Here is a 12,531-nt window from a genome sequence, read left to right as displayed (position 1 = left end):
TAATAAAGGTATCTTAAAATAGAAAAGTTGAAATAATAATTAAAAATATATATAATATTTTATTAAAAATATAATTTTACAAAAAGCTATTAAGTTATTATTATTGATATTTTATGGTTACAAATAATATAATTTATATATAATAGTATATAAGTTGCAATAAGTACTTTATAATTAATTTAATTATTCCAGAACTTAATAGTATTTAAGCAATTTATATATAATTAAATTTTAAAACTTATCAGTATTTTATTAATGAATTTATGTCATGGAGGAATAATTATTGGAAACTAATGCTAACATAATAGAAAAAATACATATCAACATAAAAAGACCTAAAAAGTTTATAGTTTTCATGCATAATGATGATTTTACAACTATGGAATTTGTTGTTGCTATTTTAAATGATATTTTTAATAAAAATATAGAAGAAGCTAATAAAATAATGATGGAGGTTCATAAAAATGGCAAGGGTATAGCAGGTATATATCCTTATGATATAGCTATATCAAAAGCTAGTAAGGCTATGGCTATTGCAAAGGGAGAAGGATTTCCATTTAAACTTACTGTAGAGGAGGAATGAAATGGATATTAGTAAGATAGTCAGAAATATATTGCTTAGAGCATATAATAAAGCAAAAGAAAATAAAGATGAATATGTAACACCAGAACATTTATTATTAAGTGCCTTAGAAGAAGAAAATTTTAAAGAAATAATTAATAAATTAAATGGAAATGTTGAAGAGTTAGAAAATGATTTAATGAATTATATAAATGAGTATGTAGAAAAACAAGAGGATGGAGATCCGGAAGAAAGTTTTGGAATAAGAAATATACTAATAGTTGCGACTCAGCAAGCGGCATTTAGCGAAAAAAGTGTTGTGACATTAGAACATGTAATAGCAGCAACTTATGCGTTAAAAGATAGTTATGCCATATACTTCTTGGAAAAACAAGGAATTAGTAAGCAGGAGTTATTATTTGAACTTTCTCATAATAAAAATGAAGAAGAAAATGTATCTAAAGATGCTATTAGAATAATAAAAACTACAAATAAATTAGAAAATAAACCCAATAAGAGTATTTTAAATAGTTATTGCACAAATTTAACTGAAGCTATAACTATTGGGGAAAATGATCCATTAATAGGCAGACAAGATATACTAGATAGAACAATCCAAATTCTTTGTAGAAGAACTAAGAATAATCCTGTTCATATAGGTGAACCAGGAGTTGGAAAAACTGCAATAACTTTAGGGCTTGCAAAGCTAATAAAAGAAGGAAATGTTCCTGAAAAGCTTAGAAATTCACAAATCTTTTCTTTAGATATTGGCTCAATACTTGCAGGAACCAAATATAGAGGAGATTTTGAAGAAAGAATAAAACAAATACTAGACGAAATAAAGACTTATGAAAATCCAATTGTATATATAGATGAAATTCATAATATAGTTGGAGCAGGTGCATTAAATGGTAGTTCATTAGATGGAGGAAATTTAATAAAAGGATATTTATTAGAAGGAAAGATAAGGTTTATAGGAGCAACTACATTTGATGATTACAAGAAATATTTTGAGAAAGATAAAGCACTTATAAGAAGATTTCAAGTTGTAGAGGTTAAAGAAACAAGCATAGAAGAAACAATAAAAATATTAGAAGGAATTAAAGAAAATTTTGAGGAATATCATGATGTTAAATATACTAAGGAAGCTATTAAAGCAGCAGTAGAATTAAGCTCAAAATATATTAATGATAGATTTTTACCAGATAAAGCAATTGACATTATAGATGAAGCAGGAGCTTATATTAATATAAGTAGAGAAATTTATAAAGATGGAGTAGTAAGCGAAAATATAATTGAGGAAATAATATCAAAAATATGCCATATTCCTAAAAAGACAGTTGAAAATACTGAGATAGAATCACTTAAAATATTAGAAGATGAGCTTAAGAGCAATATTTTTGGTCAAGATTTAGCTATAAAGGAAGTGACAAGATGTATAAAAATGTCTAGAGCAGGACTTAATGACGATAACAAGCCAGTGGCATCAATGCTTTTTGTTGGCCCAACAGGTGTAGGAAAAACAGAAATAGCTAAAGTGTTATCTAGAACTTTAGGAATAGAGCTAGTAAGATTTGATATGAGTGAATATGGAGAAAAGCATGCAGCTTCAAAACTTATAGGTTCTCCACCAGGGTATGTAGGATATGAAGAAGGGGGCCTTCTTACAGATACAATAAGAAGGAAACCTAACTCTATATTGCTTTTAGATGAAATAGAAAAGGCTCATCCGGATATATTAGGGGTATTGCTTCAAGTTATGGATTATGCAACCCTTACAGATAATAAAGGAAGAAAAGCTGATTTTAAGAATGCTATAATAATAATGACTTCAAATGCGGGAGCAAGAGATATTGGTAAAAATCTTGTTGGTTTTGGAAGAAATACAATAAAGATGGAAGCGGTAAGCGATGAAGTAAAAAGAGTATTTACTCCAGAATTCAGGAATAGATTAGATAAAGTAGTTATATTTAACCAAATAAATAAAGATATAGCTATAGAAATAACTAAAAAGGAATTAAATAAATTTAAAGAAAAGCTTGAGAGTAAAAATGTAAATTTAAAATTCAGTAAAGAGTGTGTAGAATTTATAAGTGAAAAAGGTCTATCAAGAGAATTTGGAGCAAGAGAAATATTAAGAGTAATAAACTCTGAAATAAAGCCATTGTTAGTGGATGAACTATTATTTGGAAAATTATCTAATGGAGGTCAATGCGAGATAAAAGTAAGAAATGATAAATTTGAAATAGAGAATTTAACTAAATAGTATTTATATAATAAGATGGTATGGATTATTTAATAATAGAATTCATATCATCTATTTTTATTCGTTGGAAATTATAAAAAGTTTATCATTAAAAATTATTTGTAATTTTTTCTTTAGTTGACAAAAGGTAATATGTAAGTTTAAGTTGACTTGAAGTAGAACGCCGGAATAAGAAAACTTACATATGCTATTTTTTATTAATCTAAAATATTATGTACACAAATAATAAAAACATATATAATTGTATATGTTTTTAAATGAAATAAAGAGGTGGAACAAATGGACAAAGATATAACTAAAAAGCAAGAAGACATAATAAAGAAAGATATAAAGAAAGAAGAAAAGATATGGAAGGATATAGATAATAATGACTCTTTAGAATATCATTTAGATAAAATGACAAAAGACGAACTTATAAAAATTGCAAATAATTATTCAATTAAAGGAATTACTTCATTAAAAAAGTCGCAATTAGTTGAGAAGATAGTTAGTGTAATTGTAGAAAATATTGATTATGCCCTAGACTTATTAGACTTAGACGCATATGTGTATTTAGAAGAAGTTATAAAATTATCTGGTAAAAAACAATTTTTCTCATCGGAAATTATAAATGCTAATTATTTTAGAAATAGAGGAATAATGTTCACATCAGTAAGTGAAGGAAAACTGTATGCTGTAATCCCTAAAGAGTTATGTGATATAATAAAAAATAAATTTAATAATAAGCTAAAATTAAATTCAAAAATAAATTCAGAAGTTATAGAAATTTCAGCAGGAATTATATATTTTTATGGAGTATTAACTATACAAGACTTATGTAAATTTATAATAGATGTATATAAATATGATATTAGTATTGATAAAATTAAAAAATTACTTTTAGATGGAGAAGAATTAGGCTTTGATTATCAAGTTGAAGAAGATATAATTTATCATATAGATGTTGAAGATCCTATGTTTATAATTGAAGAAAGAAATAAGAATTCAGATGTGAATTTCATGAGCTTTGATAAAAAAACATTGTTTAAAGCATCTAAGCCAGATTATATAGAAGAAAATAAAGAAGGAAATAAATTAGAAAAGGTATTGAATGAGCTTTTTGTAATAGATAAAAAGATATTAAAAGAAGAGATAGAAAGTTTTTCTATAGCTATAAAAAATGAAGCACCATTGTTTGAAGCAATTGAAATTTTCTTAGAAGCATATGAAATAGAAAGTGAAGAAGAAAAAGAGATACTTAAAGAAGAGTTAAAAAAGTTAGCAATGAATGTTAAAAGGTGGACATTAAAAGGACATTCTGAAAGAGAAATAGAAAATAAGAAGAAAACAATCAAAAAGGAAAATAGTATAGGAAGAAATGATATATGCCCTTGTGGAAGTAATAAAAAGTATAAAAAATGTTGTGGTAAATAAAAAAGGGGAGTTTATAATATGATTTTTAAATATTTGATATTATTGTGGGGAGCTTTGGAGTTCATACTTGGAATAACTGTAGCGATAAAAAAGGATTTAATATTACTGAAATTTATTGTTGAAAGTTTCTCAGTATTAAATAGTGATTTTGGAATGGATAAAATAAATAATATAAAGGTGTTTTCGAAGTGGTTTGGAGAAATTGTAACTTTAGAAGGATCTATATACATTTTTTTAGCTTCTGCGTCCATATTTTTTAATATGAGTATAATAATTGTTATAATCTTTATAATAATTATAGAAGTATTTTTCTTTAATGTAATAATAAATGGTATAAAAAATTTTGTTTAATAAATGAGGTTTAAAATGAAAGATAATAGATATCTTTTCGAAAACTATATAAATATAGGCAGAGATTTTGTAACAAAAAAAGAATATGTAAAAGCTTTAAAGTTTTATAAAAAAGCGTATAGTTTTTTAGAAGGTAAAAGAGATATAGAACTTATTTTAGATATGGCTATTTTATTTGATAAATTAGGATACAAGGAGCTTTCAGAAGAAAAATATAATGAGGTTATAAAATTAGAGAAAAATGATGCAAGAGCATATTATGGTTTAGGTGTTTTATATGATGAAGACGGATTCCTAGAAGATGCTATAGATTATTATAAAAAGGCTATTGAGTTAGATAATAAATACAATAGAGCATATTTCTATTTAGCCAATGCTTATGATGAAATAAGTGATAAGCAAAATGCTATAAACTATTACAATAAAACATTAGAGCTTGTTCCAGATGATTTATGGGCAAATGCTAATTTAGGGTGTATTTATGAGGAACTTGGAGAATATCAAAAGGCATTAAATTATATGACTAAAGCTTTAGACATAGATTCAAATAACTTTAGAATTTTATTTAATATGGGAGTATTACTTAAAAACATAAATCAAGAAGAATCCAAAAGATATTATGAAAAATCTATAGATGAAAACCCATATTATCCGTATAGTTATCTAAACTTATCTATATTATATAGAGAAAATAATGAGTTTAATAAAGCTATAGAAATAATTACAAAAGGAATAGAAAATAATAAAGATTCAAGTTTTTTATATTATAATAGAAGTTGTTTTTATGCTAATATAGGAGAACTAAATAAATCTTTTAAGGATTTAGTAAATAGCATAGAACTTAATGATATGTTTTTTGAATATATGATTGAAGATAAAGAATTAGAAGCAGTAAGAAGTCTACAAGAATATAATGAATATTTAGAAAGTAAGCTATAGTAGTTTACTTTCTTATTTTTATGTTAAAAAAGTAACTATCAATAGGTATATTTAATAGTTAACTTAATAAATTTATCAAGAGTTTTTAGTATATTATATAGAAGTTTTAAAATTTTCATTAAAACCTTTGTTAAATAAATTACAAAAGTTGTGAGATAGCTGTATTTATGGTAATATAAAATCGTAACTGTTAAAATATACGGATAATATGGTATATAATACCTTGACAAAATTGGAGGTTTGTGTAGTGTTAAGTAATCTTTTTAATAATGTAAATATTTACAATAAATTATTTACGATACCAGATACTAAAATATTAAAATTATCAATTGATAAAGAAAATTTGAGTTTAGAAGAAAGTGAAAAAAAAGTATTTTCAATTTTTGAGAAAAGTAGTAAGAAAGTAATAATAAAAGCTTTTAGTTTTCAACCTAATTTAAATGGATATGGTGTAATAATTAAAGAGAGAAAAGAAGATTTAAAAAAAGGAATAGAAAAAATTAAGCTAAAATCAGAAATTAAGTTTGTAGTAGATGGAAAAGATAAATATATCCAAGAAGAGTTAAAAACATATGGCGATGTTATAAGAGTCTCCTCTGTAACTGATTTATATAAAAATAAATTAATATCTAAGGCATATGGAGAATCAAAAAATGACGTTGCTATTTACGATTTAATGGAAATCGTAACACTTGGACAGGCTTTGAATAAAAAGGAAGTAGAAATACTAACAACTATTCATGGTAATGCTGTAGATGGTGGAAAAGTTATTTCTATAAAAAATGGGACTACATATAGAGAAGTATTTGAAAACTTAAAAGGGAATTATAGTTTGCTTAAAAAAGTCATTGATGGGGGAAGTATAAATGGAACGCCTATATATGATTTAGATTTACCTATAAATGAGAATTCAAATGGAATATTATTTCTAACAGAAAAAGATTCACCATCAGAGGAAGCTTATAGTTGTATAAGGTGTGGAAAATGTCTAAGAGCATGTCCAGAAGGGTTAAATCCTATAAAACTAGTAGAACTTTATAAAATGAAAGAAAAAGATGAGTTTATAAAGTTTGGAGGAGAAAAGTGTATTGAATGTGGTTTATGTAGTTTTGTATGTCCATCTAAAATAGAGATTGCGCAAAGTATAAAAACTGCAAAAACATTTAAATAGCAATAGAAAATCTGAATAGGAGTGAAAAGTGTGGAAAACAGAAAATTGAAAATATCACCAGCACCACATATTAAAAATGGTAACAAAATTAATAAAATAATGATTGACTTTATTATTGCTTTAATCCCAGCAATATGTGCAGGAATCTATTTTTATAAAATAGATGCTTTAAAAATAATAGCTGCAACCATTATAACTAGTATTATATCAGAAGGACTCTGGAATAAATTTGTAAGGAAAAGACGATTTATTACAGATTTAAGCCCCATAGTTTTAGGTATGATTATATCCTTTATTATGCCAACGTACGTTCCATTATGGATACCAATTATAGCATCGATATTTGCAACAATAGTTGTTAAACAGTTTTTTGGAGGACTTGGCCAGAACTTTATGAATCCAGCAGCATCATCAAAGGCATTTTTAATTGCATCTTGGGCAGGAGTAATGGCTAAGCCAGTAGCTGATGCAACATCTGCAGCATCAGAAGTTTCTCAAGAATCGGTATCACTAATAAGTAAGATTGTTGGACAAGCAAATGGGAGCATAGGAGAAGTTTCAATATTAGCTTTATGTATTGGTGGACTTTATTTAGTATTAAGAGGCAGAATAAGCTTAAGAGGACCTATAGTATTCATAATGTCAGCAATGCTTATGTATAATTACTTTGAAAAAGATATATTACTTCCTGGAGCATTTTTTGTAGCGGCTATATTTATGACTACAGATTATGGAACAACTCCAATGACCAAAATAGGACAATATGTATTTGGGTTAATAGCCGGTATTTGTGCATCTATTATTTCTGTAAAAGGATACAATCCGGAAGGACCTTATTATGCAATTATAATAACTAATTTATTTACTCCTCTTATAGAATATCTTACAACTAAAAAAATAAAAATTAAGAAGGAGGCTTAAGTATAATTATGAAAGAAAATTTTAAGCTAGGAGGAATCCTTCTAATTATAACAATGATTGCAGGATTATTACTTGGAGTTGCTAACAATTTAACTAAAGAAGCTATTATAGAAAATTCAAAAGTAAGTAAAGAAGATTTAAATTACATATTACCACAAGCTAGTAGCATTCAGGATATTAATAACTTAGATACTGAGGGCAATGTAAAAGAAATATATGAAGCCTTAAATGAAAATAATGTTGTTGGACATGTTATTAAAGTTACTACAAAGGGGTTTCATGGTCCCGTGGATTTTGTAATAGGTATATCAAATGATGGTAAGATTTCAGGTATTAAGGTACTTTCACATAGTGAAACACCTGGACTTGGAGCTAAAATTTCAGAAGAAAAATTTACCTCAAGATTTAAGGATAAGCCTGCAAATGGTTACTTAGAATTAGTTAAAATAACTCCTAATAAAGATAATGAAGTAGAGGCTATATCTGGAGCTACAGTTTCTAGTAGAGCATCAGTAACAGCAGTAAATGAAGCTATCACCTTCTATTTAAAAAATATAAAGGGAGAAGAAATAGCGCCACAAGAAAATACAGATGCAAACACATCAGCTAGTAGTGAAGAAACAGCTCCTCAAAAAAATACAGATGCAGATACATCAGCTAGTGAAAATCAATAATAATTAGGAGGAAAGCAATGAATAAGTTAATTGAAAGATTAAAAAATGGGATAATTACAGAAAATCCGATTTTTGTCCAAGTTTTGGCTATGTGTCCAACTCTTGCAGTTACAACAAATGCAAAAAATGCATTAGGTATGGGATTAGCATCAACCGTGGTATTGATATTTTCAAATATGATGATTTCGGCAATAAGAAAATTAGTACCAGATAAAATTAGAATACCAGCATATATAGTAGTTATAGCATCATTTGTTACAATAATTGACATGTTAATGCAAGGATATGTACCTAGTCTATATGCTTCTCTTGGAATTTTTATACCTTTAATAGTTGTTAATTGTATAATATTAGGAAGAGCAGAGGCGTATGCATCAAAAAACTCAATATTACCTTCTATTTTTGATGCCATTGGAATGGGACTTGGTTTTACAATCGCATTATTGTTAATTGGAACTTTTAGGGAAATGTTGGGAGCAGGTCAAATACTTGGAATGCAAATATTACCTGAAAGCTTTAAGCCAGCATCAATAATGATATTAGCTCCTGGAGCATTTTTTACATTAGGTGGCCTTATGGTAGTTTTAAATGCTTATAATATTAGAAAAGCGTATAAGACAGGCGAAAAGGTAAAAGTTCTAGAGCATAGTTGCGGAAGCTGTTCAGGATGTGGAACAGGATCATGTGGAGATGAAAGCAAAATAGAAATAGTAGATAAAAATAAATCTAAAAGCTAAGAGGGGTGCAACTAATGGAATTGTTTATAATTTTTATATCAGCAATGCTGGTAAATAACTTTGTCCTTTCAAAATTCCTAGGAATATGTTCATTCCTTGGGGTTTCAAAGAAAAAAGATGCGGCTATAGGTATGGGACTTGCGGTAATGTTTGTTATGGCATTAGCATCTATAATGTCATGGCTTGTATATAATATTATATTAGTAAATTTAGACCTTGAATATCTTAAGACAATAGCCAATGTACTAGTTATTGCTGCATTAGTTCAGTTTGTTGAAATGGCTATGAAAAAACTATCTCCAGCTCTTCATAAGGCACTTGGGATATACTTGCCACTTATAACAACAAACTGTGCAGTGTTAGGAGTAGCAACATTAAATATACAAGAAGGATATAGTTTTATAGAATCAATAGTTAATGGAGTAGGAGCTGCGTCAGGATATATGTTATCTATAGTATTGCTAGCATTTATAAGAGAGCGAGTAGATAATAATGAAAATATACCAGTAGTTCTAAAAGGCTTGCCAATTACATTATTCACAGCAGCTTTAATGTCAATTGCCTTTTTAGGATTCCAAGGATTAATTCACTAGGGAGGATTTAGTATGAATATTTTAAATGCAACTTTAAGCTTAGGAATTCTGGGATTAGTTTTTGGAATATTATTAGGTTTTGCATCAAAAGCCTTTGAAGTAAAGGTTGATCCTAAAATACCAAAATTAAGAGAATGTCTTCCAGGCGCAAACTGTGGGGGATGTGGTTTTGCCGGATGTGATGCTTATGCAGAGGCCGTTGTAATGGAAGGCGCAAAACCAAATTTGTGCTCTGTAGGTGGTGTTAAAACAGCAGAAGATATAGGTGAGGTTTTAGGTATAAAGGTAGATTTAACTGAAAAAATGACTGCTTTTGTAAAGTGTAATGGTAATTGTGACTCCGCCAAGGTTAGATACGATTTAGAAGGGGTTACTGATTGTTTAACAGCTTCTCTTATGATAGGAGGAGGTTCTAAATCTTGTTCATATGGTTGCTTAGGACTTGGTAGTTGTGTTAATGTCTGTGAATTTGATGCCTTAGAAATAGTTAATGGTATTGCTAAGGTTAATGTGGATAAATGTACGAACTGTGGAGCTTGTATAAATATTTGTCCAAAAGGACTTATTGAATCAGTTCCTATTTCAAAAAAAGTAAGAGTGGAATGTAATAATATTGAGATAGGAAGACATGTTAAAGAAAATTGTTCAGCGGCTTGCATAGGATGTAAGCTGTGTGAAAGAAACTGTCCAAAGGATGCGGTTCATGTAGTAAATAACTTAGCTAAAGTAGATTATGCTAAATGTATAAACTGCCAAATATGTACTAAAAAATGTCCGACAGGAGCAATAAAATTATCAATTAATTAATAAAAAATGTCTTATTGATGTATAAAACTTTATCATCAATAAGACATTTTTTGTTTAAGAATGAAGATTTATGAAAGTATAAAATTATAAAGATTAAAAAGTATCACAATTTGTAAACATATTATGACTTATGAATATTATGTAATAAGCAAATGATTAGGAGGTGCTATAATTGCTTTATAGAAATATATATACCTCAGATGATACTTTTATTTTTAGTGGATTAAAAAACAGAAATTTTTCTGCTTTACCTTTTTTAGCAGTAGGATACCACCGCGATAAATGCATGAATTTATCAGGAGAATTTAGAACTTTAATAAAATTTAATTTTAACGAATTTAACGAACCAATTTATATCGTTGATAGTAATTTGAATCTATTTATTACGTCTGCATGTTTTATAAATTGTAACAGTATAAATTTAAAAATATATAGAAATTTACAAGACTATAATGTGAATATAGTTACAGCTGCTACAGCACCTAGAGTTGTATATACTGGAATAAACAGAACAATTAGAAATAGTGATATTAAAAATTATATTAGTATTAATATAAGAGAGTTAGTAGTAGGATGGATTAATGGAATATTCCCAAACTATGGTTTGACCATAGCAATAAGTTGTTCACAAGGGAATGTATATTTTGCATCAAGTAGGAGTAATAATTGGCCATATTTAAGTATAAGCTACACACCAATATCAGGACCAACAGGCCCACAAGGACCACAAGGAGTACAAGGGATTCAAGGACCTCAAGGAGTACAAGGAATTCAAGGGATTCAAGGACCTCAAGGAGTACAAGGAATTCAAGGGATTCAAGGACCTCAAGGAGTACAAGGAATTCAAGGGGTGCAAGGTTTACAGGGCCCACAAGGAATTCAAGGACCAACAGGAGCAACAGGAATTCAAGGTCCACAAGGAATTCAAGGACCAACAGGAGCAACAGGAGCAACAGGAGCAACAGGAATTCAAGGGCCACAAGGAATTCAAGGGCTAACAGGAGCAACTGGGGTACAAGGTCCACAGGGAATACAAGGAGTAACAGGAGCAACGGGAGCAACAGGTGCACAAGGGCCACAGGGACCACAAGGAGTACAAGGAGTACAAGGACCGCAGGGAGTACAGGGACTACAAGGTCCACAAGGGCTACAAGGCCCACAAGGAGCAACAGGTGCAACCGGAGCTGCAATGCAGCTAAGAGGAATAAGTGCACAACTTCTAGGTAGAAGTGCAAGCACAATTTTAAATGGAGCAACTGTATTGTTTAATAATTTTAATGATCAAAGCTCTAATATTAGCTATAATTCAGCTACTGGTGAATTTACTATTAATGCTACAGGAAACTACTATGTGACTTGGTGGATTGCTACAGATGGAGCAGAACCATCTACCTTTGTTAGATTTGATTTACAAGTCAATGGTGGTGGTGTAATACCAAGTGTATCTCCAATAGTAACTGGGCAGTTAAATGGAAGTGCACTAATAACTATTTCATCAATTCCATCAACAGTAAGATTAATTAATAATACTGGCGCTACTGTTATGTATGGAAATACTCCAATACAAGCAAATATAGTAATTACAGAGGTAGCTTTATAAAATATCTAATATTATGCAGAGGAGGTTAAGATGGGTAATATTATTTTACAAATAGAAAGATTATCTACCGGAAGTGTGATAGATGGAGAAAATGTATTATTTGAATCGGTTGTATATTCATCAGGTAATATATCTTACAATAGTGCAACAGGTGCAATAACATTTAATGAAGTTGGAAGATATGTTGTTAATTGGTGGGTAGCAACTCAATCAGTAAGTTCTACTAATGGAGCAATTTTTGCACTATCATCATCACAGGGAGATCTTTTAGAAGGTAATTCTCCAATTAAAACAGGAGAGGTTGTAGGAATAGGTATAATAGATGTTATATCAGAACCTGTAACAATGTCACTAATAAATTTGAGTAATGGGACAGCATTTTATTCTACAATAGTTCCAGTAAAAGCTACAATGGTAATCGTAAAAGATAATATAAGTAGTACTGGAGCAACAGGAACAACAGGAGCAACCGGGGTAACAGGAGCAACGGGAGTGAC

Annotated in this window: 12 protein-coding genes and 1 pseudogene; all 13 read left to right on the top strand. The window is 28.9% G+C overall.

Features of this window, described 5'->3' with window-relative positions:
• Positions 1-283: 283 nt before the first annotated feature.
• Positions 284-583, top strand: a complete 300-nt coding sequence (locus tag AAT22_RS13005; RefSeq protein ID WP_047001540.1) for an ATP-dependent Clp protease adaptor ClpS — start codon at positions 284-286, stop codon at positions 581-583.
• Position 584: 1 nt separating this feature from the next.
• Positions 585-2,828, top strand: a complete 2,244-nt coding sequence (locus AAT22_RS13000) for an AAA family ATPase (protein WP_016206492.1) — start codon at positions 585-587, stop codon at positions 2,826-2,828.
• A gap of 279 nt (positions 2,829-3,107) precedes the next feature.
• A complete protein-coding gene (locus tag AAT22_RS12995; protein ID WP_052953963.1) occupies positions 3,108-4,241 on the top strand; it encodes a Rho termination factor N-terminal domain-containing protein in 1,134 nt (377 codons plus the stop codon).
• A gap of 18 nt (positions 4,242-4,259) precedes the next feature.
• Complete coding sequence (locus AAT22_RS12990) at positions 4,260-4,592, top strand: hypothetical protein (protein WP_047001538.1); 333 nt, start codon at positions 4,260-4,262, stop codon at positions 4,590-4,592.
• 15 nt (positions 4,593-4,607) lie between these two features.
• On the top strand, positions 4,608-5,531 hold the full coding sequence (locus AAT22_RS12985; RefSeq protein WP_016206488.1) for a tetratricopeptide repeat protein: 924 nt from the start codon (positions 4,608-4,610) through the stop codon (positions 5,529-5,531).
• A 247-nt stretch (positions 5,532-5,778) separates the two neighbouring features.
• Positions 5,779-6,702 carry a 4Fe-4S dicluster domain-containing protein gene (locus tag AAT22_RS12980; protein WP_016206487.1) on the top strand — a complete coding sequence of 308 codons (924 nt, stop codon included), beginning with the start codon at positions 5,779-5,781 and terminating at the stop codon, positions 6,700-6,702.
• A gap of 30 nt (positions 6,703-6,732) precedes the next feature.
• Positions 6,733-7,623 carry an RnfABCDGE type electron transport complex subunit D gene (locus AAT22_RS12975; protein WP_016206486.1) on the top strand — a complete coding sequence of 297 codons (891 nt, stop codon included), beginning with the start codon at positions 6,733-6,735 and terminating at the stop codon, positions 7,621-7,623.
• An 8-nt stretch (positions 7,624-7,631) separates the two neighbouring features.
• Entirely contained in the window at positions 7,632-8,297 is a 666-nt protein-coding gene (locus AAT22_RS12970) for an RnfABCDGE type electron transport complex subunit G (RefSeq protein WP_016206485.1), read from the top strand.
• Between the two features lie 17 nt (positions 8,298-8,314).
• Positions 8,315-9,034 (top strand): electron transport complex subunit E, encoded by a 720-nt coding sequence (locus AAT22_RS12965; protein ID WP_016206484.1) that lies wholly within the window; start codon positions 8,315-8,317, stop codon positions 9,032-9,034.
• A 14-nt stretch (positions 9,035-9,048) separates the two neighbouring features.
• Positions 9,049-9,627, top strand: a complete 579-nt coding sequence (gene rsxA, locus AAT22_RS12960; protein WP_016206483.1) for an electron transport complex subunit RsxA — start codon at positions 9,049-9,051, stop codon at positions 9,625-9,627.
• 12 nt (positions 9,628-9,639) lie between these two features.
• On the top strand, positions 9,640-10,434 hold the full coding sequence (locus AAT22_RS12955) for an RnfABCDGE type electron transport complex subunit B (protein ID WP_047001537.1): 795 nt from the start codon (positions 9,640-9,642) through the stop codon (positions 10,432-10,434).
• Between the two features lie 172 nt (positions 10,435-10,606).
• On the top strand, positions 10,607-12,034 hold the full coding sequence (locus AAT22_RS18600) for a DNRLRE domain-containing protein (protein WP_052953962.1): 1,428 nt from the start codon (positions 10,607-10,609) through the stop codon (positions 12,032-12,034).
• A gap of 30 nt (positions 12,035-12,064) precedes the next feature.
• Positions 12,065-12,531: pseudogene (locus tag AAT22_RS12945) on the top strand (hypothetical protein); the annotation flags it as partial.

Source organism: Clostridium sp. C8 (assembly GCF_001010885.1).
GTDB lineage: Bacteria > Bacillota > Clostridia > Clostridiales > Clostridiaceae > Clostridium > Clostridium sartagoforme.
Note: the sequence above shows the minus strand (reverse complement) of the source record. Positions and strands in the feature narration are given on the sequence as shown.